Source organism: Candidatus Gorgyraea atricola, from assembly GCA_030765235.1.
In the GTDB taxonomy this organism is placed as follows: Bacteria; Omnitrophota; Gorgyraeia; order Gorgyraeales; family Gorgyraeaceae; genus Gorgyraea; species Gorgyraea atricola.
In genome coordinates this window covers 50,647-75,159 of the sequence record JAVCCW010000001.1, presented here as the reverse complement: position 1 = coordinate 75,159, position 24,513 = coordinate 50,647, and the positions used below count along the sequence as shown (strand labels likewise).

Annotated in this window: 21 protein-coding genes; 20 read left to right on the top strand and 1 reads right to left on the bottom strand. The window is 40.7% G+C overall.

Annotated features, from left to right (window positions below; all coding sequences use genetic code 11):
* Positions 1–38 precede the first annotated feature (38 nt).
* The 10 genes from P9L93_00350 to amrB all read left to right on the top strand — a co-directional run bounded on the left by P9L93_00350 (position 39) and on the right by amrB (position 7,841).
* The gene (locus tag P9L93_00350; GenBank protein ID MDP8229541.1) at positions 39–1,886 is read left to right on the top strand and encodes a helix-turn-helix domain-containing protein; all 1,848 of its coding nucleotides are present in this window, start codon (positions 39–41) and stop codon (positions 1,884–1,886) included.
* Positions 1,887–2,081: 195 nt separating this feature from the next.
* The gene (locus tag P9L93_00345) at positions 2,082–2,699 is read left to right on the top strand and encodes an HAD family phosphatase (GenBank protein ID MDP8229540.1); all 618 of its coding nucleotides are present in this window, start codon (positions 2,082–2,084) and stop codon (positions 2,697–2,699) included.
* A complete protein-coding gene (locus P9L93_00340) occupies positions 2,696–3,118 on the top strand; it encodes a DUF523 domain-containing protein (GenBank protein ID MDP8229539.1) in 423 nt (140 codons plus the stop codon). The genes P9L93_00345 and P9L93_00340 overlap by 4 nt, the downstream gene beginning before the upstream one ends.
* Positions 3,103–3,600 (top strand): NYN domain-containing protein, encoded by a 498-nt coding sequence (locus P9L93_00335; protein ID MDP8229538.1) that lies wholly within the window; start codon positions 3,103–3,105, stop codon positions 3,598–3,600. Before P9L93_00340 ends, P9L93_00335 begins: the two co-directional genes overlap by 16 nt.
* Positions 3,600–4,337, top strand: a complete 738-nt coding sequence (locus tag P9L93_00330) for a thymidylate synthase (GenBank protein ID MDP8229537.1) — start codon at positions 3,600–3,602, stop codon at positions 4,335–4,337. The genes P9L93_00335 and P9L93_00330 overlap by 1 nt, the downstream gene beginning before the upstream one ends.
* 4 nt (positions 4,338–4,341) lie before the next feature.
* A complete protein-coding gene (lgt, locus tag P9L93_00325) occupies positions 4,342–5,052 on the top strand; it encodes a prolipoprotein diacylglyceryl transferase (protein MDP8229536.1) in 711 nt (236 codons plus the stop codon).
* Positions 5,045–5,188: a hypothetical protein gene (locus tag P9L93_00320; GenBank protein ID MDP8229535.1), complete on the top strand. Its 144-nt coding sequence runs from the start codon at positions 5,045–5,047 to the stop codon at positions 5,186–5,188. Before lgt ends, P9L93_00320 begins: the two co-directional genes overlap by 8 nt.
* Positions 5,181–6,158: an AmmeMemoRadiSam system radical SAM enzyme gene (gene amrS, locus P9L93_00315; GenBank protein MDP8229534.1), complete on the top strand. Its 978-nt coding sequence runs from the start codon at positions 5,181–5,183 to the stop codon at positions 6,156–6,158. The genes P9L93_00320 and amrS overlap by 8 nt, the downstream gene beginning before the upstream one ends.
* Positions 6,159–6,240: 82 nt before the next feature.
* Complete coding sequence (locus P9L93_00310; protein ID MDP8229533.1) at positions 6,241–6,381, top strand: hypothetical protein; 141 nt, start codon at positions 6,241–6,243, stop codon at positions 6,379–6,381.
* A gap of 2 nt (positions 6,382–6,383) precedes the next feature.
* Positions 6,384–7,841: an AmmeMemoRadiSam system protein B gene (amrB, locus tag P9L93_00305; GenBank protein ID MDP8229532.1), complete on the top strand. Its 1,458-nt coding sequence runs from the start codon at positions 6,384–6,386 to the stop codon at positions 7,839–7,841.
* Between the two features lie 121 nt (positions 7,842–7,962).
* Here the strand turns inward: amrB and P9L93_00300 are convergent, their stop codons facing one another.
* On the bottom strand, positions 7,963–10,188 hold the full coding sequence (locus P9L93_00300; GenBank protein MDP8229531.1) for a fused MFS/spermidine synthase: 2,226 nt from the start codon (positions 10,186–10,188) through the stop codon (positions 7,963–7,965).
* Between the two features lie 78 nt (positions 10,189–10,266).
* Here P9L93_00300 and P9L93_00295 point away from each other — a divergent pair, with 78 nt between their 5' ends.
* From P9L93_00295 to P9L93_00250, 10 genes are all read left to right on the top strand, one after another.
* Complete coding sequence (locus tag P9L93_00295; protein MDP8229530.1) at positions 10,267–10,911, top strand: NAD(P)H-hydrate epimerase; 645 nt, start codon at positions 10,267–10,269, stop codon at positions 10,909–10,911.
* Complete coding sequence (glmS, locus tag P9L93_00290) at positions 10,899–12,722, top strand: glutamine--fructose-6-phosphate transaminase (isomerizing) (GenBank protein MDP8229529.1); 1,824 nt, start codon at positions 10,899–10,901, stop codon at positions 12,720–12,722. The genes P9L93_00295 and glmS overlap by 13 nt, the downstream gene beginning before the upstream one ends.
* A 2-nt stretch (positions 12,723–12,724) precedes the next feature.
* On the top strand, positions 12,725–13,408 hold the full coding sequence (rsmI, locus tag P9L93_00285; protein ID MDP8229528.1) for a 16S rRNA (cytidine(1402)-2'-O)-methyltransferase: 684 nt from the start codon (positions 12,725–12,727) through the stop codon (positions 13,406–13,408).
* Positions 13,409–13,486: 78 nt separating this feature from the next.
* Positions 13,487–18,658, top strand: a complete 5,172-nt coding sequence (locus P9L93_00280; GenBank protein MDP8229527.1) for a hypothetical protein — start codon at positions 13,487–13,489, stop codon at positions 18,656–18,658.
* A 113-nt stretch (positions 18,659–18,771) separates the two neighbouring features.
* Positions 18,772–19,830, top strand: a complete 1,059-nt coding sequence (locus P9L93_00275; protein MDP8229526.1) for a mechanosensitive ion channel family protein — start codon at positions 18,772–18,774, stop codon at positions 19,828–19,830.
* A complete protein-coding gene (locus P9L93_00270; GenBank protein MDP8229525.1) occupies positions 19,830–20,132 on the top strand; it encodes a YggT family protein in 303 nt (100 codons plus the stop codon). The genes P9L93_00275 and P9L93_00270 overlap by 1 nt, the downstream gene beginning before the upstream one ends.
* A 143-nt stretch (positions 20,133–20,275) precedes the next feature.
* Entirely contained in the window at positions 20,276–21,754 is a 1,479-nt protein-coding gene (locus P9L93_00265) for a trehalose-6-phosphate synthase (protein ID MDP8229524.1), read from the top strand.
* Complete coding sequence (gene otsB, locus P9L93_00260; GenBank protein MDP8229523.1) at positions 21,738–22,532, top strand: trehalose-phosphatase; 795 nt, start codon at positions 21,738–21,740, stop codon at positions 22,530–22,532. Before P9L93_00265 ends, otsB begins: the two co-directional genes overlap by 17 nt.
* A 15-nt stretch (positions 22,533–22,547) precedes the next feature.
* Positions 22,548–23,222: a DUF5752 family protein gene (locus P9L93_00255; protein MDP8229522.1), complete on the top strand. Its 675-nt coding sequence runs from the start codon at positions 22,548–22,550 to the stop codon at positions 23,220–23,222.
* On the top strand, positions 23,209–24,432 hold the full coding sequence (locus tag P9L93_00250) for a glycosyltransferase (protein MDP8229521.1): 1,224 nt from the start codon (positions 23,209–23,211) through the stop codon (positions 24,430–24,432). Before P9L93_00255 ends, P9L93_00250 begins: the two co-directional genes overlap by 14 nt.
* Positions 24,433–24,513: the final 81 nt, after the last annotated feature.

The following is a 24,513-nucleotide window of genomic DNA, read 5'->3' as shown; positions in this document are numbered from 1 at the left end:
TCAATGCCCGCTAGGAGGTCCTGGATTTAGGATAGATTATGGAGAAGGCAAAAAAGATAATTTCAATATTGATACTTAGTATTTTCTTAGCGCAGCAGATAGTGTATGCGTCTACTCTGAGGAATCCCCTGGGCCTTGGCGGCAGGGGGAGTGAATTGTGTCAGAAGCTAGATGTTGTAGTCTCTGACAATAGCCTGGTGCTTCAAAAAGGCTTAAGACTTGTAAAATCGAATATAGTAGCTATAAAGATACTTGCTGATGTTAATTTTCTTGATAAACCTTTTTCAAGAAGGACATATAGGATGGTATGCAATGGAAATATTACAGGAACAAAATTGAATGACACAAAAGCCCATAATCACATAAACAGATTATATCGAGATGGCTATCTTGTAAAAGTAGGATATGGTTTTTATAAATTAAGCGATGATGCAAAAGAAATAACAAGCCTATTTTCTAAAAATAATCTAGATATAGATCTTCTCGTAGGCAATAGAAAAGTTAAACCCTTAAAGAGCTTGAATGTATTAAAGACATGCGCTTTAAAAGGTTCTGGCAGTTTTAGTATTCTTGATATCGTAGAGTCGTACAAAGAGATCACAGAAAACGACATAGATAAGCTTACAGTATTTCGCTCTATTCAAGAAGCCAAAAAGCTTGGCTATGTTGCAGAAGTTTTTTATATGGAACGGACAGGTGAAGCTAAGTCTGCCGGAGCATGGCCCCACAGGTATTGTTTGACAAAGAAAGGACGTCTATTATCAGGATTAGACTTACCCATAAAGGGCATTTTTATAACCAGCAGAATTAAACAGCGCTTTTCAGAGTTTAAAATGATGACACAGACCCATAAGAAAATAAAAGATCTCTTTATAAAAAAATCGGCAAGAAACAAGGATTATGATTGGTTGTTATTCTGTAAATGGCTTAGAAAGAATTGGTATTGCAAGGAGAGGCCAGTTATTTTTAGTGACATAATAGATCAAATGGATACTAAGCTGTCAATCCTGCGGGGTGGTTTGGTTGCAAATCAAAATAAAATAGATGTGTTTAAGAAAGAAAGCGCATTATTAAACATCAATAATATAGACACGTTATCAGAAGAGGAGCTAGTGGGCAGGCTTATCAAAGAACTCGACTATACAAACACAAAACCAGGGGGTAAGATCAAAAATATATACACATTGAGAACATTATTCGCCTATAGTTACAATGATTATATGGATCAATATTTAGATGATATAAAGCAGCACATCTTTCAAGCCACTGATGATAAGGCGGTTTGGCATGCAGAGCTCCTTGAGAACGCAATAGAGGCAAAGGCATTGTTTGGGAAGAAGGCAGCTGCGATTTATTGGTTGAGAAAGGCAGAATGGGAGCCATTAAAAGCAATAGAATTGTCTGGGTTTGAGAAATCGGGTTTTTATGAGATTATTAAGAGAAATAATATATGGCCACTGATCACAGTTAATCAAAAGCGTATCGAAATAGATAGTTTGCTTAAAAAACTTGACGAAGGGTTATATATGTACGGGAGGACGGCTAAATTAATGAATCTTGACTTGGTTACATTTAGGCGCAAGATAAAAAGACTCGAGTTACAACAAGAGATAAAGAAAAGAAAAATAAAAAAATGGAAATCATTAATCGATAAGTCAGGAGGTAACTCCAAAAAGCTATCTAAATTGACGAATCTTAACGAAGGCCCATTGTGGAGATTTTTAAAAGGAGAGAAGGATATCAAAGATTATTTTGAAGGGAAAGAAAACGAACTGATAAAAAATACATTAGCTGAAACAAGAGGTAATATTAAAAAGGCAGAACAAAAATTAGGTTATAGTGAATCTAGTTTTTTAAGAAAACGCAAGAGATTAACGGATATTTAATAAATCCACGGATCCTACTGGCGGCTTGGGCCTGTTTTCGCCACGGTTAATAGGCTCGATGCCCGCCAGCATGCCCCGTACCCGAAGTGGTACGGGGGAGGTCCTGGATGTGATAAAATAACTTTACATTTGAGGTCTTGCTTTAAATGTAAAGTTTCTTGATTATAAGGACTAAACTGTTTATACTAATTACCTATGAAGAATAATAAATACAGTGCTATAATCTGTGATCTTGGGAATGTGCTGGTGAATTTTGATCACAGGATTGCTGTGAGGAAGATTTTGGAGTGTACGCCTAAGGGGGAAGAGGAGATCTATGATCTTTTCTTTGATTCAGGCCTGACTGAGGCTTATGAAGAAGGTAAGATTTCTACGGATGAGTTTTTTCGTAGGGTTAAGGATACGCTTGAGTTAAGCATAGGACAAGATGAGTTTATGCCGATATGGCAGGATATATTTTTTGAGGTAGAGCTTAATAAGAAAATGCATGAGTTTTTAAGGAGCGTAAAAGCACAATATAAGCTCATCATGATGTCGAATCTAAATGAGTCGCATTTCGAGTTTCTTAAACCCAAGATGCCGATTTTTAACGAGTTTGATAAACTGATACTTTCTTACGAGGTGGGTTATAGAAAACCAGCACCTGAGATTTATAAGACTGCCCTAGATTTTGCCAAAATAGAGGCATCAAAGGCGTTTTATATCGACGATAGAAAGGATTTAGTTGATGCGGCAGCAAAGCTTGGCATAAAGGGAATTGTATTTGATGGGAATGGGGCGTTTGAAAGATTACTAAAGGAGTTTAAGTTATGATTTTAGTTAGTGCATGTTTGGCAGGTGAGAAGTGTGCATATGACGGGGAAAGTAGACTTAATCCAAGAGTAAAGGATCTGGAATGTATTGCTATGTGTCCTGAAGTACTTGGGGGGAGAAGCATCCCCCGAACAAAGGCAGAGATCAAAGACGGCACAGGCAAGGATGTTTTAGAGGGCAAGGCAAAGGCCTTTGATGAAAATGGCCTGGATGTAACAGAACAGTTTATTAAAGGTGCTTTTGTAGCACTGGAGATCGCGAAAAAGTATGATGTGAAAGAAGCGATTCTTAAATCAAGAAGCCCGTCGTGCGGGGTTGGGAAGATCTATGATGGGAGTTTTGATAAAAAGGTAGTTGACGGGGATGGCGTGACCACAGCGTTATTAAAAAAGGCAGGGATAGAGTGTCGAAGCATTTAATCATAGATGGATATAACGCGATAAATAAGATCAAAGAGCTTGAGGCTAAGAAGGATATCAGCCTTGAGGCAAGCCGCTTGCATTTTATTAGAATACTTTTGGATTTTATGTCTAAGAAGCGCATGTTTGATAAAGTATCTATTGTATTTGACAGCAAGGATAAAGAGCTTGGCGTGAGGCAAGAGGCATATGGGAACATCGAGGTAGTGTATGGGACTTATGATAAGGATGCGGATAACGTTATTGTGGATATGCTAAGGGCCGCGTCTAACAGCAACCAGATAAGTGTCGCGTCTGATGATAATTTTGTCAGGAATCACGCAAGGGTCTATGGTAGTGACGCGATTTCTATAAGTGAATTAAAGAATATAATTATGTTGAAGAAGAGAAAATCAAAGAGTAAAATAGAGGAAAAAGAATTAGAGGGTCATAAGGTCAAAAATATTAACGACGAATTAAAAAAGCACTGGAGATTAAAGTAATGTCCAAAAATGAGCTTAATCCTGTTCATATTGAAGCCTTTGATCTGGATGACGCGTGGTTCAGGTGTTTGTCTGAGATCTTGGACAATGGCCATGTGTATAAGATAACAAGGGGAAGCTACGAGGGGCAGAAGAGGCTTGAGTTTGATTTTGTTACTATCCGCATAAAAAATCCTTCTCATCAGATCATTCCTATAATGCCAGAGGGCGCTAGCATACCAGCGCCGACCAGTATGGAATATATAAATGGGTACCTGTCTTATTTATTGACTGGCCAGAAAACAGAGACAGAAGATTATACTTATGGGGAAAGATTAGTAGACGCGAAGGTCAGATTCAAGGAAAAAGAAATAGTTAAAGAGATGCCGCTTGAGGTAAATCAGGTTGAAGAAGTGATAAAGATGTATAAGACGCAGGGCCATGGCACGAATCAGGCAGTAATGGAAATAGGCATGCCATCTGATATAAAACTCAATGATCCGCCGTGCTTGAGACTTATAGATACTAGGATCCGGTATGGGAAATTACATTTCTTTCCGTATTTCAGGTCTTGGGATCTGTGGGGAGGGTTTCCATCGAATCTTGGCGGGCTAGAGCTGGTAAAACAATACATGGCAGAAGAGATAGGCGTTGAGAATGGCGAGATGATAGCCTCAAGCAAAGGCCTTCATCTTTACGAGTATAGCTGGGATCTTGCAAAGCAGAGAACAGGTAAGCTGGATCTACAGATAAAATGACAAGATGCACCCCATAATAGCCAAATTTGGCCCAATAACAATTTATAGCTATGGCATGATGATTGCCATAGCTTTTGTTTTTGGTATTTATCTTGCCAGGATCGAGGCAGTTAGAAAAAATTTCAAGAAAGATTTAATTTACGATCTTTCTTTTTATCTCATCATCGGCGCATTAATAGGCGCTCGTCTTTATTATCTTTTATTTTTTAGCCCGCGAGTTTTTATAGAAGAGCCACTGTCTATATTCAGGATATGGCAGGGAGGGCTTGCCATACATGGTGGGATATTGGGTGGAATAATCGCGTGTATTTTATTTGCGAAGCGCCGTGGGATTTCTTTTTGGGGATTGGCTGATTTAGTAGCGCCGTCACTTCTTCTGGGCCAGGCAATTGGCAGGATCGGCTGTCTTTTAAATGGATGTTGTTATGGCATTCCAATAGATGCTTCAAGGGTTCATTCAACTCAAGCTTATGAAATGGTTTTGAATTTGATTGGATTTTTTGGCCTGTGGATAGCGAGAAAGAAGATAATATTTTCTGGCGGGCTTTTTTTATTGTATCTGATGATATATAATTCTATAAGGATAGTAGTCTCGAGTCTACGAGCGGATAGCCTTTATATTTGGGGAACTGATATCAAGATAGCGCAGGTTATAAGTGGCGTAGTTTTTATAATAGCGGTCGCTCTTTATATGAGGAGAAAGAAAAATGCGTAGATTTTTTATAGCGCTGGCGATTATTATAGTAATAATCACTATTTATAGTCTGGGGAAAATGAGCAAGACGACAGAACCAGCCAAATCTAATCTAGAAACCAGAGAAGCAAGTTATTACAGTGTGATAGATGAGTAATGTCCAGTGTTTATTATGTCCTAGAAGATGTATCTTAGGTAATGGCGCCAGGGGTGACTGCCGTTCTCGTATGAATATAGACGGAAAGCTACAGACGCTTGTCTATGGTAAGCCATGCGCAGTGCATGTGGATCCGATTGAGAAAAAGCCGCTTTTTCATTATTTGCCCAGCACAAAGTCATTTTCTATAGCAACAGCAGGATGCAATCTGCATTGCATGTACTGTCAGAACTGGGAGATATCGCAGAGAGAGCCTGAGAATACCCGGAATATGGACCTTCCTCCAGAAGAAATGGTGGCGCAGGCTATTGCCGCAAAGTGCAGTACAATAGCGTATACATACTCTGAGCCGATTACATTCTTTGAATATGCCGCTGATAGCGCTAGGCTCGCTCATAAAAACGGACTCTTGAATGTTTGGGTCACAGCAGGTTATATAAATCCAGAGCCATTAAAAGAGGCCACTACATTTGTGGATGCTGCGAACATTGATCTAAAAGGCATGACAGAGAAATTCTATAACACAGTGTGTAATGGTACGCTTCAGCCAGTGTTGGATACAATAGTTACAATGAAACGTTCTGGCGTATGGGTAGAGCTTACGAATCTTATAGTGCCGACTTATAATGATACGAGAGAGGATTTTTCCAAGCTTTGCGAGTGGATAGTAGATAATGTGGGGCCAGAGGTGCCGTTACATTTTTCCAGGTTCTGGCCAATGTATCAGCTCAAGAATCTTCCGCCCACGCCAGAAGAGGTTTTGACGCTGGCAAGAGACATTGCAATGTCAAAAGGTATCCACTATGTCTACGTAGGTAATGTGCCAGGCCACGACGGCAATAATACGTATTGCCCTATGTGCAAAAATACAGTAATCGGCAGGCGCGGCTATATGATCTTAGAGTATAATGTTACAGAACAAGGCAAATGCAAATTTTGCAGCCACCAAATACCTGGTAGATGGAAATAACTTAATGTAGGCTTATTTCCTCCCATGTAGGCCAGGTTTAAACCTGGCCTACTGGTAGGTGGAAGAGGTAAAGGAGGGGAAGATGTTTGGGAAAAAGATTACTCGGAAGGAGTTTTTGAAGACAGGGGTTTTGGGGATTTTGGGAGTTTTGATCGCGCCTTTATTGAAGATCATTCCTCGTAAACATAAAGAGGCGCGGTATTATAAGAATTTGGCAGGTTAATCATGAGAAAAATAGCGATTCTAATTCTTCTTGTATTTTTATTTTCATGCAGCAACTCTTCTTCTGAAGAGGTGCGAAAAGCAGCTGTTGCAGGCGCGTTTTATCCTGGGGATAAAAGTGAGCTGTTAGAGGCAGTGGATGGGTTTTTGGATAATGTTAAAAAGGTAGATCTTGATGCAAGGTTTCTGGCAGTCATTGTGCCGCACGCAGGCTATAGATATTCTGGTCAGGTCGCTGCGCATGGATTTAAGCAGCTGCAAGGTACAGATTTTAAGAAAATAATAATCATCTCACCCAGTCATTATGTAGGGTTTGAGGGCATTTCTATTTATAACAAAGGTTTTTTCGAGACTCCTCTTGGTCGCATCAAGATAGACGAAGAGCTTGCTGGAAAGATCATGAAAAAGAGCGATAGATTTAAATTCTATCCTGAGGCGCACCAGAAAGAGCATGCCATTGAAGTAGAGCTTCCATTTCTACAGAGGATATACAAGGACTTTACGATAGTGCCTATTACCATGGGCACGCCTCTATTTAGTGACGCGCGCATTTTAAGTGACGCGCTTTATGACACGATGGATCGCGATACGCTTTTAGTGATAAGTGTGGATCTGTCTCATTATTATGCTTATGAAAAGGCAGTACAGCTTGATAAAAGTGGCATCTCTGCTATTGAAAAATTAGATGCAGAAGGGTTATTGGAGCAGCTAAAGAATGGCGACACTGAGATAGACGCGCCTATTGCAGTGCTCGCTACCATAATGCTTGCGAATAGACATAATGCAAAGGCAAAGATTTTGAAATACGCAAATTCCGGAGATGTTACAGGAGATAAATCAAGGGTAGTGGGTTATTCAAGCATTGTTATATACGTCCCTGAAAGGGGGGAGATGCTCATGAAGGATGAATATTTAAATAAAGAAGAAAAGAGAAAACTCATGGAGATCGCTAAGGCATCTATCATAGAGTCTGTAACTGGGAAAAAAGGATTTTATCCTGAAGTTACAGAAGAGCGGCTCAAAGAAAACTGCGGGGCGTTTGTGACAATAAAAAAACACGGCCAGCTTCGTGGCTGTATAGGCTATATAATCGCAGTAAAGCCTCTCCATGAGACTGTCAAAGATGTTGCGCGCTCAGCTGCAATAAAAGATCCAAGGTTTAGTCCGATGAATGAGGATGAGCTGAAAGATATGGAAATAGAGATATCAGCGCTTACACCTCTAAAACGAATAGATGATGTAAACGAGATAGAGGTCGGTAAGCATGGCCTGTATATGAAGCAAGGATTTTATTCAGGAATTTTATTACCACAGGTCGCAACAGAATATGGTTGGGATAGAGACACTTTTCTTCAGCACACCTGCCAAAAAGCAGGCCTGAGCGTAACCGCGTGGAAGGATAGCTCTACAGAGATCTATATCTATTCAGCGGAGGTCTTTGGCGAAGAGGATGTGAAATAAAAAAGACCCTTCAATAAGGGTCTTTTTTATAGGCTATAAACCTTTGTGCTTGCGCTAACTCCGCGCCTCCTTTCACCATGGTTTATTCACTAATTAAAGTATAGCATATTTTTTTGAAAAATCAAGACGGGCGGGAATTACAAAGCAGTATTAAGACAAGTGTATTGATAATAAATAGAAATATGCAGGTCTGGATGATGCCTAGTATCGGGACCAGTAATAAACCTACCAGTAATCCACCAATACAAGCACCCAAGAGATCGATCCCATAAAGACCGCCTGTAGTTTTTCCCACATCTTTGGCGCTCTTCAGGCAGATCTTGTTTGCCAACGGAAATTGCACCCCGCCTAAAAATCCAGCTACTATTGGCAGCATCGCGAAGCTTATCTCAGGAATAGGTTTTGTAAATATCAAAGGAAGGATCAAAGGGTAGACGCATATAAGCGCCTGGATCTTTAGATATAATGTCCTTTCATTTTTAATGCGGCCAAGATATTTGTTGATATAAAAGCTACCCAAGACTAGACCTATCATAAATGAAGTGAGAATTACACCTATCTTATAGTACACATAGCCGTATAGAGATTGAAATGCCAATATCACGATTATCTGAAAGGCTATTTCACTCATGCCAGTAGTGCCGACGGATAATACCACTGGCACTTTGAAAGAAGACCTTTTTAGTTTTTGTATTAAGAGAGCAATGAGAAAGAGCGCGAAAGCTATCCCGCTAAAGAGATAGATGTTGATCAGTCCAATATGCGGTAGCATGCTCCTTCCTGCAGAAAAAAGCGTCATCCATAATAGTATGTGGTAGAAGTATCCTATTGGCCTGAGGTCCTGATTTATCTTTTTACTGCCAAATTCCTGCAGAGTATTTTCAACATATTTGATCCTAAGGGGCGCGAGTTTAAAAGGCAGGTAATATTCTCTTACAAATTGAGTTTTTATCCGTCTTTCTTTTAATCTTTGGAGAAGGATATTAGCGTCGTACGTAAGAGAACCTGTTTTGTTTGACGCGAGAAACACAACGCTATCTCCTGGAAAGACCTTTGTGTCTTTAAATTCTTTTTGGAGGGTATTATAGATACAGCCAAGATATCTTGCATTCTCGCGGTTTATGTAATTTTCAGAGGAAGTCAGGGAGAATGAGAGAAGCCCGCCGTCTGAGAGGATTTCTTTTACCTCCCCGAAGAACTCGACAGAGTAGAACCTATTTAACATAGCTGTATATGGATCCGGGAGGTTTATTATTACTATGTCATAACCCTTGTCCCTTGTCCCTTGTCCCTTGTCCCTCAGTTGTTGCTTCACAAACAGCCTGCCGTCGATATGATGTATGTTGACGCGCTTATCCTTTACAGGTGCGAGATATTTTTCAGCCACCTCAATAATCAGGGGATCCAATTCTACATAGTCTACATTATCCACGCGGTGTTTGAGGATTTGCTGTAAAGGTCCGCCTATACCTCCTCCTATAAGGAGTATGTTTTTCGGAGACGGATGCTCGAGCATTGCATAATGCACAGCTTCTTCGCTCGTAAGCGTATCACCGCTGGTAAACATCAAAAGCCCATTCTCAAAGAAACTATACTCTTTACCTGTTTTAGTGACGCTGATATTTCCATATATAGAATCAACGCTCTCAACCATTTTAAAGGGCCTGAACTGCATGGATCTGGCAAATCTATCCAAATGTGATGGCCAGTTAAGTACAAATGCCACAGAGAGTATGATCAGATATGCAAGCTGCAGGATATTTCTGTTGAAAAAGATGGAGGCGACTAGATTACAAGAACTGACTATTAATATATTCTGTAGCGGCGAGAGAGTTGTTATCAGGAAAAAACTATATACTATGCCTCCGATAGATGCGCCGAGACCTTCTAAGAGATAGATCTTTCCTATTTCTTTAGACGGAACTTTAGAATTCGTAGCAGCGAGTTTTGATATTAGCGTAAATGTAAATCCCAAGAGTACACATATTGCGCTAAGAGATAGAAAAGAAGAGATAAATATAGAAGAAAATCCCATTACCTCTCCCGGAGATATGTGTAGCAGGGATTTTATATTTCTTATGAGGAATATATGTAGTGGTAAGGCGATAGATGTTGCCAGCTGAATGATAGAGAGCAGCGTTTCTTTAAATTTGATTTTATCAACGAGCCGTCCAAATACCAGACTCCCGATAGATACCCAGAATAGCCAGCTCGCAAGTATGATGCCAAGCGAAAGCTCATTCCCATAGGATACTACAATAAGCTCCCTTATAATAATGATCTGGCCTACCATCGAGGTCAGGCCCAGCACAAATGCGCTTAGATAGAGCTTTCTTTTAAGGTTCATTGTCTATAAGTGTATCATATCCCCATTAAAGGTTCAACCTTGCCCTATAAAGTGAGGGGTGTTATAATACATGGGCCTATGCGGAGAGTCAGCGTGAAAGAGATGCAGGAAATGGACCGCAAGACAATAGAGGAGATTGGTATTGCCTCAATTGTGCTCATGGAAAATGCAGGCCGCAAGGTGGCAGAGGAGGTTTCTGCAAAAAGGGTTGCAATATTCTGTGGCACAGGCAATAATGGAGGGGACGGGCTTGTAGCTGCGAGGCATTTGGCCAATAAGGGAGCAGAGGTTCAGGTATATATAATAGGTAAAATATCCAGCATAAAGAATGATCCAAAGATAAATTTGGATAAGTTGATGAAGATCGGTGTTGCTGTAGAAGAGATAGTGCCGAGGTCGGACCTCGAACATCAAGTGTTCGAGGTCCGACCTCAGTTACTTATAGATGCTATATTTGGGATAGGTTTGAAGGGTGAAGTTAGGGAGCCAGCTAGATCGATCATCGCAGATTTGAATAAAAGAAATATACCGATTCTTTCAATAGACGTTCCGTCAGGCCTGAACGCAGATACTGGCGAAGTTTTAGGTGAGGCAATAAGGGCAACTAAGACAGTAACAATGCAATTTCCTAAAAAGGGATTTTATATCAATAAAGGTCCAGAGCATACGGGTGAAGTTATAGTGGTTGATATCGGGATACCGGAGGACATATGTGCGGGATAGTTGGGTATATAGGTAAGAAGGATGCGTTGCCGATTCTTATAGAGGGGTTGAAGCAGCTTGAGTACCGTGGGTATGATTCTGCAGGCGTGTGTATAGTGGGGCAAGGGACTGTAAAGATCGCCAAGCGGTCTGGCAAGATGAAAGACCTTGTGCAGATTATCAAGAAATTGGGGCACAGCAGAATAGGTATAGGACATACGCGCTGGGCTACGCATGGCGCGCCAACAAATGTAAATGCGCACCCTCATACAGACTGTACTGGAGATATTGCAGTGGTTCACAACGGCATAATAGAGAATTTTCACGAGTTAAAAGAGACTCTTATTAGAGAAGGTCACAGATTTAAGTCAGAGACAGATAGCGAAGTGATAGCGCACTTAATAGAGGAATACTATAGAGGGGATTTAGAAAAGGCAGTATTAAAGGCAGTGAAATATTTAAAGGGTTCTTTTGCTCTGGGAGTCGTCTGCAGCAATGAGCCGGATAAGTTAATTGGAGCAAGGAGGGAAAGCCCTCTTATCGTCGGTGTAGGCAGGGGAGAGAATTTTATTGCCTCAGATGTGCCGGCAATATTACGGCATACAAAAAGGGTCATATATATTGACGATGGTGAAATAGTAAGTCTATCGCAGAATAAAGTAAAGATCTTAGACGCAAGCGGCAAAAAGAAGAAAAAGCAGATCGATACGATTAAATGGAGCGTCTCAAGCGCACAGAAATCAGGCTTTTCGCATTTCATGCTGAAGGAGATACATGAGCAGCCCAAGGTCTTAAAGCAGATAATATCTTCGCGAATAAAGGGTGCGAGTGAAATAGTGCTTGATGGAATCAATCTTTCTGATATGCAGATAAAAAAGATATCAAATATTATAATCCTTGCCTGCGGCACTGCATATCATGCAGGCATGGTTGGAAAATACCTCATAGAAAGATTCACCAGGATTCCAGTAACAGTCGATCTATCTTCTGAGTTTAGGTATAGACGGTTTATCGTAGATAAAAATACACTCGTTATAGCCATAAGTCAGTCAGGTGAGACAGCAGATACTCTGGCTGCTATAAAAGAGGCAAAAAAGAAGGGTGCGAAGATTTTATCTATTTGCAATGTCGTAGGTTCAAGCCTTACTAGAGTATCAGACGGGGTCCTTTATACTTATGCTGGGCCAGAGATAGGTGTTGCATCTACAAAGGCATACACAGCGCAGCTTGCAATACTTTATCTACTTTCGTTTTATCTTGCTGAGAAAAGGGCCTTACTGAGAAAAAGGGTTAAGAGATTTTTAATAAAGGAATTTAAGGCGCTACCAAGGATATTAGAAAAGGTTCTCGAAAACAAAAACTATATCAAGAAGCTTGCAGGAAAACACCTGCATTATGGCTCGTTCTTGTATCTTGGAAGGAATTTGAATTTTCCAACTGCGCTCGAAGGCGCATTGAAACTTAAAGAGATTTCCTATATCCCAGCAGAGGGCTATGCAGCAGGAGAGATGAAGCATGGGCCGATTGCATTGATAGATGAATATAGAGCTGTAGTCTGTATTGCGCCTGATTCGTCTATATATGAGAAAATGGTTTCTAATATACAGGAGATCTGCGCAAGAAAAGGCAAGGTAATCATAGTGGCCACTGAGGGGGATAGTGAGATAAAGCGATTAACAAAAGAGGTTATATACGTGCCTAAGACAGATGAGCTATTTTCACCCATAGTTACAGTCCTGCCATTACAGCTCTTGGCATATTATATTGCGGTTAAAAGAGGTTGCGACGTAGACCAACCAAGGAATCTCGCTAAGAGCGTTACAGTAGAATAATCATGCCAGGAAAACTTTATATAGTTGCTACACCTATAGGTAATCTCAGAGACATAACGTTACGCGCCATAGATACGCTTAAAGAAGTGGATCTTATTGCGTGCGAGGATACAAGGCATACAAGAAAACTGCTCTCCCATTATAGTATCGACAAGCCCACCACAAGTTACTTCGAGCACAATCAGGTTAAAAAAGGTGACTATCTTATAAGATTACTCAAGGAAGATAAGAACATTGCCATTGTCTCTGACAGTGGCACGCCTGGGATAAGCGACCCTGGATATAAGATTATAAGACTAGCTATAGATAATGATATACCTATAATAGCTTTGCCTGGGCCATGTGCACTTATAGCAGCCCTGGTCTCATCAGGCATGCCTACTGATAGCTTCGCATTCCAGGGGTTTTTGTCTAATAAGAAGGCAAGGCGCAGAAAACAGCTAGGCGCGTTAAAAAATGAAGCAAGAACCATTATCCTCTATGAATCTCCGCACAGGGTTTTAAAGTGTTTAGAGGATATATTAGATATATTAGGGGATAGAGAGATTGTTGTAAGTCGAGAGCTGACAAAAGTTTTTGAAGAGACCCTACGCCTTAAAGCCTCCAGCGCAATTCAGCATTTTACCTCCCATTTACCCCGCGGAGAGTTCGTTCTTATAATAAGCAAAGCTTCAAAAAGGGTATAATTTTTTGATTGACGAGAAAGCGTTTTCGTGGTATATTATAAATATATTTAAAATCTGCTTAACAAAAGGAGAATTTATATGAAGAGCAATCTATGTAATAGAATCATCTCTACGCTTACCATCATAACCTTCCTATTAACTAATACAGCATATGCAATCCCCAGTTCCAACTCATTGCGGCCTGCCTTACAGGGAAATCCTGGTATGGTAGAACAGACTAGCAAGGCTGCCAAAGAAGGCGAGAGCTTTATAATGGGCGTAGTCATGCCAGGGCCGACCTTAAGAGAGGTATTGAGTAAGGAGAATAAGATTGAGGAAACAGCAAATATGAAAGATTTTTTAGAAGGTATTGCTATAGATGATGCGAAGCCACGTGATCTAATTACTACCGATTTGCCATCACATGAAGATAAATTAGAGCGGTTTGTAGTAGATATTTTTAATGGATTTTTTGGAAGATTACTGCCGACCCAAGAGTTGGCTCTAGATATCTTTGCTAAAAACTTTCGCAAGGAATGGAATTTGGGTGCCAAAGAAATAAAATTTATTTCAGTTAAGTCAGGTGTTCTTAAGGCTCAAGCAAGGAGATATTATGACGAGAAAAATAAGACAGTTTATATAGCAATTGACGAGGGGATTCATCATTTATATGAGCGTTACATACTAGGAGAAGGCCTTACTAATAAGGACGACGAGAAGTATTATAAACATATGAAAGCGAACTATACTGATACATTGTCACGTGTTATTTTTGAAAGGATATTAGAGGAGATAATGCACAAGAATAAGGAAACAGATGATCCAGAATGGGTTATTGATGAACATGTAAGATATCTATGGGATGTTGGCATACCTATGTATGATATCATGGTTTATCAATCTTTGCACTCCTACAAAATAGACGATTTCTTTAAATTGCTTAAATTAAATAAACCAGAACATTACAAGTTTTTGGTTGCAAAAGGTTATAAGGGCATAAAAAGAATTATGGATAAAGGTTGGTGGCCAGATAATCCTTTAAAGGCCAAGGGAGCACTCAGGAAAATGCTTGCAAATATAATAAGTGCTGAACCACTCGCTGGTCTTGCGTTTAGTTTAGACGCTAAACCCAAGACCGAAGGGGCTTTCTATGGTCTATTGGATACGCTTATAGATCAAGTAGGTGTATGCAATACCAGTAATCTAAAACAGGTGAGGAAAGAGGCAGGAAGGGATAGAAAATCAGGAGAACCATTTTCAGATTATACAATTGATGCTGAATTTAGACTCGGTGAGCGGTTAGGGATTATCGAACGAAGAAAAGACGGCACAACTGCATTTACACCTGAATTTGATGGTCTTACCCATGAAGACTTAAAAGACATGCAAGTGGCAGCAGAAAAGGTAATAGGCAAGGGGCTTCAGAGAGGCACATTGGATAGAGCAGGTGAGGAGACCCTGACGCAGGTAAGAAAAGCAGTAAGAGACGCAGTGCTGGTGGAAGGATATTTGTTTGACCCAAAGATAAATTTTGGATTACGTAAACGCGTGAGCGAAAAGCAGTTAAAAAAATGGGTTAATCCTAGTGTAAGCGCTGAGGAAGCAAGAAATAAATTATTAGAAGCAAAGAAAAACGACATCGAAACATCTGTATCTGGACAGTTAAGGGGATCAGATGTAATAGGCGGTTCAAGCCTGGATCTACCTGAGTTCCAAGACGAGTACACTGAAATTGAAGCTAAAAAAATAGAGGAATTTCCATCAACAGTTGCTATAGCAAGCAAGATGGGCATAACTATAAAAATCGAAGCAGCAGATGATCCGGATGCTATAGAATATGTTGCTCCTGATTATGGAATCCCAGAAGACGAACCTCTCGTAGTGAAAGGAAATGTAGCACTCGATGAAAACGGTACAGCACATATGAGATTTTTGCCAGCTTTTGTATTTGCTAATCTCTGTGGATTAAAAGGCATAAGGATAACATGTCCTCCTGTTCCTGCAATGGCATTGGCAGGAGGCATGGAATCTTCAAATGGTTTTAGCATGTCAGTCATAACAGCTGCAAGTATATTAAGCGGAGCAAACCTCAGCCAAGCAGATATCTTTGCCTTAGCAGTAAAACTCGAGAATGATGTATTTAGAGGTCTGACAGGCGGCCAGGGTCATCTTTGTTTTTTAACAGGCGGAATACACCAGCAAGTATGGAGATCTGGACAGAAAAACGAAAAAGGAGAACTTGTTAATACTTACGGGGCATTAGCAATACCATTAGCGACCACTGAAGAAAAAATAAAAGAGATAGAAGACCGCTTTCTTTTAGTCCAGGCAGGCAAGGGGTATACAGATGGAGAAGCGGATGACGATAGGACAGCAGCGTTGATTAATGAGATGTGGACAGATTTTATACGCTTTAGAATTAAAGAGGGAATAGACTTACTCGGGGAATTCAAAGCCATAACAGCACGAAATGCCCAGGCATACAAAGAGGGAGATTGGCATACGTTAATCGATGGTGTATTAAGATATGTCTGGATACGGGATGAGCTTTGCAGGATTTGGATAAGGAATGCAATTGATGCGCATGAAGGCAAAACAGGGTTGCCTGGTTATGCGTCTAAATTTGCAGAACTGGCTTTTGAAGAAAAACATAAAGACAAATATGGGTTAGTTAAAGAATTATACGACAGAATAGGTGGCGAGAAACTTAGAGAGATGAGTCTTTACACAATGGAACCCATACATAGTGCAGTTCAGAAACTAAACGAGGCGCATATAGCAGCGCAGCCTTTAGGTGCAGGAGGACCCTCATCTAATATAGGAGTGATAACAGAAGAAACAAAACAAGCTGCTATAGATATCCTAAAAGCGATGGGGATAGACCTTTTGACAGAAGTAGAAGCAAAAAAAATTATTCATGGTACAGGAAATTTAAAGGGCTATGTGCCTTTCGAGGTTAGCATGGAAGGGATAAAGATAAATGGTTTTGAAGAGTTAGGATTGCAGTTACCCGATGGTCCTGAAAAGGTAACAGCTCGCAAGCGGGACATAACTAGGATGACGCCTGTGAAGGAAGAAGCGCCAATTCTCCCTACAAAGAAAAACATCAGGACGCTTGCGAAGAAGATTTATGATGCCTTAAAAGAAGGGATTTGGAATCCTTTGTTCTGGGATGAGAAGAATAAGACGTCGCAGGATCCGGAAAAGTTAAATATTGGAGACCATCCGCTTATCGAGGTGTTTTGCGAGCCTAGTTCTGAGCCAGGTAAGGTGAATAAGATAAATCTTGGCGCATTTTATTTAGGAAAGGCGCTTAATGATCCTGAGCTGGGCCCTAAGCTAATAGAGAGGACCCAGAAGACAGCAAAGGGTATAAACAAACGCTTAAACGATGCCTACGAAACAGATGTAGAATATGTTATCTGGCCAGGCATGGGCGGGTCTATAGAGGATAAGAATGCCGCTATTGCTACTAAAGCTATTGAGGGGGTTAATGGAAAGAAGCTTATATTTTTCGGAGTGGACAATGTGGATTCTGAGACATTGCAGTTTATATACGACAAAATAGTTGAGCAAGAGAGAGAAAAATCAGGTGAGTTAGACTTGGATTATGAGATAGCCTTGAAAAGGGGTTTAAAAAAGACCGTGGTTGTTGCTCAGGCCTTAGGTATGACATCTTATGAGCCTGTGTATAATGCAGATAATGCCTTAAAGCCAATCTTTGCAGAATATGGACTTAAACTAGAGGATCATTTTTACAAGATTACTATTGATAATTCATATGTGGATAAAGCTTTAGAAGGTTGCCAAAGGATCGTGCACCAGCCTGATCAAGCTGATGCAAGCATGCCTAATTTAAAAGGCAATGCTACTACATCAGGCAGGCATGACGGGCCTTATACTAATGGTATGCTTTTGCCCTTAGCCCTGGCAGGTATTGACTTACAAAAATGGGTTAGCGCAGCTAATATTAAAGAAGAGGAAGTTCTTGGAAAATCCATGCCGGTTTCCGCATGGATGGTGATGAATGAGAAGCAAGGCATTAACAAGATAGTAACTACCATACCCAAAGAATGGCAGGGCGATACTTCAAAAGGCGCGTGGGAAGATGGAGCGCTCTGGATTAAGCAGGATTTTGAAGAGTCTTTGGGTAAAGACAGGGACCATTTATTAAAGATAGTGATGAATGATGATTTAGACCTCAAAAACTGCGAGCCTGTTGTCACTGGTAAGAATGACAAGGCATTTTTGGTTATACGAGTCAAAGGATTGACGAATGTTTCTGAGAAAAAGATAGATCAGCTAAAGAAGGCTGGATATTCAGTTATGGTCTTAGACTTTGATGATGATGAGGCAGCACAACAGCTTGATGATAAGGTGCTTTTAGCCAGGATAATGAGTGTAGTTCACTGGTCAGTATTCGGCGTTGCAGAGCAGTGGAATATATGCGCAGTAGACCAGCCACCAGTAGAGTTTTATAAAAAGATTGTGGACTGGATGAGGCTTAAGAAGGCTAATTTTACAAGGACAATTAAGGCTATAACAGAAAGCCGCTATGCAGCTACAAAAGATGAGATTACCTTGAATTGGCATGCTATGGTACAGAGGGGATTGTTTACAGAAGAGGAATTGATAAATGAACTCGAAGCTCTTTCTGCCAAAACAGGCAGGGCTCTAAATATATTTGATCCAGCCCATGTATCTGCAGCTATCCACAGTATTGCTCTAAAGAAAGGGGATATTGAATATGGCGAATTGGCGCACTCTGGTGAGACATCTTATACTAAAGATGGTTTGGCCATGCGGGATGTATTGAATCATGGAGATGATGTATTATGGAGAAAGACCCTGAAAAAGTTTGCTGACGTAGGCAAGCTTCCTGGCTCAGGTCATGCATATCATGCCATGATTAAGGCTGCTCAGAAGTGTCTTACTACATCTTTAATCGGCATGAATCATCTTGAGCAATTTAAGAACTCAAATGTCAAGTATTCATCTGATTATTTAAAGATGCACTGGCTGGGTAATCTCCTGGCACTTTCTGGATATGATATTAAGCGAGAGGACGGCCAGAAATTAGAAGATGGAAAATTAGTTGCTAAGGATAAGCCTGGCTGGGCAATGAGTCTTATATTTGATGAGAACAATGAAGATACAAGACATGCGCTCAAGGCATATTTTGATGAAGTAGCTGATATATTAGAGAAGGCAAGACCTAGCATATTAGATACCATAGAGAAAAGAAGCAAGGTACTAGATAGTTCAATGTAAAGATTGTTTAAAGGCCTTTTGTGTTGTTTATTGACTTACGCAAAAGGCCTGTTTTTTGATGTTTTCTGATTTTTCTTGACAAATTCGCCCAACTCGTTTATTATGAATATATTATGAAAGAAATCACTCTATTTGGTTTAAGGATTCCTGCCTTCATATATGCACCTGTGGTGTATTTTGTGTGGGTGAGCGTACTTTTAGTTGTTAAAAAGGTGGTATTTAAGCGGGTGGAGAAGCTGTGTAGCCGCACGCGTTCTAAGCTGGATGATATCTTGTTGGGCGCATTGAACTTTCCTTTAACATTATTGATATTTGCCAGTGGTGTATTTATTATCCAAAGGATCTCTCCTATAAGCGCTAATTCTGAGCTGACGCGCTATGTGATACTGGCATTTAAGGCGACCACGATAGTCGCTATTATTCTATTTTTAGATAAGCTGACCAATAACTTCGTACATAATTACTCGCACAAGGTGGATATATTAAAGACATCTGGCGGGGTTGTAAGAGGGTTTGTAAGGATAGTGGTGATAGCGCTGGGTGTTTTGATACTTCTGGATAGCTTTGGGGTATCCATTACGCCTATACTGGCTTCACTTGGCATTGGTTCTTTGGCTGTGGCATTGGCTTTACAGCCGACATTGGAGAATTTATTCGCGGGCATGCAGATCATTATTGATAAGCCGATAAAGGTAGGCCAGTTTGTGAAGCTTGATTCAGGAGAAGAGGGTTATGTGGAAAAGATTGGCTGGCGTTCGAGCTGGATAAGGATGCTGCCGAATAATGTGGTGGTAATGCCTAATAAGAGCTTGGTTAGTTCGAAGATCATAAATTATTATTATCCACAGAAGGAGCTGGCAGTGCTGGTGCAGGTGGGTGTGCATTATGATTCAGACCTGAAGCATGTTGAAAAGGTGACTTGCGAGGTGGGTAAAGACGTAATGAAGATAGTGCAGGGCGGGGTGCCGGAGTTTAACCCTTTTATCCGCTACCATACATTCGCGGATTTTAGTATAAATTTTACGGTTATTCTGCGCGCAAAGGAATTCGTAGATAATTATCTGATCAAGCATGAGTTTATAAAAAGGCTTCACGAGCGCTATGCTAAAGAAGGCATTAACATACCTTATCCAATACGCGCTATAAATTATGCACAGGAGAAGGCACAGTAATGTTTGTTCTTTCAAATTTTCTCGCAGCAGTGGCGAATCTATTGAACATAGCGTTGACAGTTCTTTACTGGCTTATATTGATCCGCGCTATAATAAGCTGGGTGAATCCGGATCCACTTAACTCCGTAGTCCAATTTTTATACAAGACCACAGAGCCGATTCTTTATCCCATAAGAAAAATGCTTCCTTTGCGGGCAGGGATCGGTATTGATATATCACCGATAATAGCCTTTCTCGCGATCATTTTTTTACGCAGCTTTTTAGTAAGAACCCTCTTAGATATAAGTTTTAAATTAAGATAGATACAAGATTGTTATACGCTGTACGGTTGCGTAGATCGAAACGTTGATCGTTGATCGTTAATCGTTGGACGTAATAAAACGCAACCTATCAACGAATAACGATTCGATTTACGCAACCGAATAACGAAAAACGAGGTTTTATTATGTGGACTAAGGACGATCTCAAGAAAGTCATAGAGAAACAATTGGGCGACTATTTATTGATAGTCGTGTCTAATAGAGAGCCCTATATGCACACGCATAAAAAGGGGAAGATCATCTGTCAGCGTTCAGCAGGAGGCGTAATAACTGCCTTAGACCCTGTTATGAAGGCGTGTAGCGGCCTGTGGGTTGCGCATGGAAGCGGGGATGCTGATAAAAAGACAGTAGATAAAGACAATAGAGTCCAGGTGCCGCCAGATGACCCGAAGTATACACTTCTTCGTGTATGGTTGACAAAAGAAGAGGAAGACGGTTATTACTATGGTTTTTCAAACGAGGCCTTATGGCCTCTCTCGCATATATCTTATACACCGCCTAAGTTTGAAGAAACGGACTGGCGCATGTACGAGAAGGTCAACAGGAAATTCGCAGACGCAATACTTAAGGAGATAGGCAATAGAAAAGCATTTGTATGGATACAGGATTACCACATGGCGCTTTTGCCGAAATTTTTAAAGGAGGCAGGCGGCAATAATATAATCACTGCCCACTTCTGGCATATCCCATGGCCGAATCCAGAGGTATTCAGGATCTGCCCCAAGAAGACAGAGATCCTGGAGGGACTTTTGGCAAACGACCTTTTAGGGTTCCATCTAAGATATCACTGTGAGAATTTTATCTCTACTGTGGAAAAAGAGATAGAAGCAAGAGTGGATCGTGAGAGATTTTCTATTATAAAAGGAGGGCACGAGACTATTATAAGGCCTTTTCCAATAGGCGTGGACCATGACTATGTAGAAGAACTTTCAAAATCTGACCAGGTAGAAGAATACATGCAGAACCTCAAAGAGGAATTTCTGCTAAATTATGATTTTATCATGCTTGGCCTGGACAGGATCGATTATACAAAAGGAATATTAGAAAGATTGCGTGCAGTAGACAGGTTTGTGGAAAAATATCCTGAATATAGAGGAAAATTTGTTTTTATACAGATGGGCAGGCTTTCCAGGATGCACATCCCTGCTTATAAAAATCTCAATGACGAGATAAACGCGCTTGTAGAGGAGATAAACTGGAAGCATTCATACGAAGGATGGCAGCCCATAGTATTTGTAAGGCGCTATATAACATATCCAGAGGTCATAGCATTTTATAAGCTTGCTAATATATGCGTGGTGAGTCCGCTCCACGACGGCATGAATCTTGTGGCAAAGGAGTATGTCTCTGCGCACACAGATTCATCAGGAGTCCTGGTGTTGAGCAAATTCACAGGTTCTTTTCGTGAACTGCACGATGCGATCATGATAAATCCTTATGATACAGATGATTTCGCGGATAAATTAAAGGTCGCTGTCGAGATGAATAAAAAAGACGCGAAGTCTCGTATGCAGAAGATGCGCAAACAGGTTAGAGACAACAATATCTATAAGTGGGCAGGTAAGCTTCTTTCAGAGCTCTTGAAATTTGAATTTAAAGAATGACATGAAATATCTTTTTAGCAGTTGGGCCAAGATTTCCCCTCAGATACAAAAATCTCCTTTGACATTTTTATTTTTTGATTATGATGGCACGCTTACACCTATTGTGGCAACGCCAGAATTGGCAAAGATCTCTCCAGCAGTAAGAAACTCCTTAAAAAAACTAAAGAAAGACCCTAGATTTAAACTCGCTATTATAAGCGGAAGGTCTCTGGCAAATGTAAAGAAAATGGTTGGCATCAAGGGTATTGTATATGCTGGGAATCATGGCTTGGAGATAGAGGATGGAGCAAACCTGTTCCACCGCGTAGGTGGAATTAATTCCACCTACGCGGTGGAACAGGTAACTTCAAAGTTAAACAAGGCATTGGCTGATATTAAAGGTGTAATAGTGGAGGACAAAGGCTGTACGCTGAGCGTGCATTACAGGCTCGTAAAGCCTGCGAAGAGAATATTAGTTAAAAGAGCATTTAGTAGAATCGTGGCTCCATATGTCCTTTCAAGAAAACTTAAAAGCTCAGCAGGTAAGATGGTTTTAGAGGTAAGGCCTGGCATTGAATGGGACAAGGGCAAGGCAGTGCTATGCCTGCTTAAGAAATATAAACGCGCGCTACCTATACATATAGGCGATGATGTTACTGATGAAGATGCATTTAAGGCCATTAAGGGCAAAGGCATATCCATATTCGTGGGGCCCAGGAAAATAAAAAGCAAGGCGGATTATTTTTTAAAAAACACGAGTGAAGTGAAACTTTTTATAGAAAGAATGCTTGATCTGTGATAGAATTCATTTCATATGGGCAAAGATAATGACAAGAGCTTCAGATTTTCTACGCGTCTTCATCTAAGAGTCCTCACGAGTCTCAAGGCCTCTAATATAACAGAGCTCTTGGATCTTATTAAAAAGGTACCTGGCTCATCTATTTACTATCATACCCATCATTTCCTGCAGCAGCACGAAAGTCTTTCCCCTGAACCTCCGAATGATTTTAGCTATTGGATAGCGAGCGCCCTAAATGAAGATGTGCTGGCAGAGAAGGTCGCGAGTATTGACACGATCCAGTTCCATACCATAAGACTATTGAGGAACGAGATAGTAAGGATCATAAGCGAACACATAAAAGGATGTCCTAGTGTAAAGCTGAGATTTGCCTCGCCTGAGAAGAGATTTCATTTTATAAAGAGCATCAGTTTTATTATAACCACGCCATATGTGGCAAAGACCCTCAAGGATTTTTTGGAGATATTGGAGAAGATCACGGTTAATTCAATATATTTTCACATGTTTGAGGCTAGGCTTCGCCTGGACAAAGAGACGAATGATTTTTCTTTCTGGCTGGGCACGTCTTTAGGAGAGAAGGAACTTGCGTATAAACTGCAGTCCCTGGATCCGTATACATATACAATGGAAGATTTAAGGAAGAAGATAATAGATCTAGTGGAAGAGAGATTAAAAAATGTCAATGCTTGAAAGATACGAAGAGGTAGTTGGGAAAAGCACTGTAGATGAGCTAAGGATGCTTGCCGGCTATCTAAAGGGCAAGACCATACAGCATATCAATTCCACTGCTATGGGCGGGGGTGTAGCTGAGATACTCTCCAAGATCACGCCTCTTATGCAGGAACTCAAGGTCAGCGCGCAGTGGGACGTAATAAAGGGCTCTCCAGATTTTTTTGATGTTACAAAGAGTATGCATAATGCCCTGCATGGAAAAGAAGCCAGGATTACGAATAAGATGTGGGATATCTTTAATGATATCAGCGCGCAGAATATAAGAGAGATGAATCTGTATGGGGACATCATGTTCATACACGACCCGCAGCCCATAGCATTGATCAAGAGAAAGCCTAAGATGAAAAATAGCAAATGGATATGGCGTTGTCACGTGGATGTTTCAAAGCCAGAAAAAAATGTCTGGCATTTCCTGGAAGGATTTTTTAATAAGTATGATACCGCGGTATTTTCCAGCGCGCATTTTTCTCACACCATGAAACCGCGACAGATCTTAATATCACCATCCATAGACCCTTTTAGCGATAAGAATAGAGAGGTCACACAGAAGGAAATAGATACGGTATTGAATAAATACAAGATCGACCCGCAGGCAAAGCCTATCGTGTGCCAGATCTCCCGATATGACGCGCTCAAAGATCCTGTGGGAGTTATAGAGGCGTATAAACTGGTAAAGAAATACGTAGATTGCCAGCTTCTTCTGGTGGGGAATCGCGCAGCAGATGATCCTGAGACAGATAAGATATACAAGCAGGTCCTTGAGGCAAAAGGAAATGATCCTGATATCCACGCATTGCTTGTCGAAGATATTCCTTATGAGATAAATGTATTTCAGAGAGTCGCAGATGTGGTTGTTCAGAAGTCCTTGAGAGAGGGTTTTGCTCTTACTGTTTCAGAGGCCTTATGGAAAGGTAAGCCAGTTGTTGCATCAGCTGTAGGAGGCATACCTCTACAGATAAAGCACAAATACGGCGGACTTTTATGCCACACTATAGAAGGCGCGGCATTTGCCATAAAACAGCTCTTGAACGCGCCTGACTATGCTAAGAAACTTGGCGAGAACGGCCGCGAGCACATAAGACAAAACTTCCTCCTGACCCGCCATTTAAAGGAATATATGCTCCTATTCCTCTCGCTCTATAACGAGAATGATGTGGTAACGCTATAGACGCACTATTTCCAATCTTACGCTATACCTCTAAGATTTTTCTTGAAAGAAACCGTTTTCCGTGGTATACTTAACTTATAA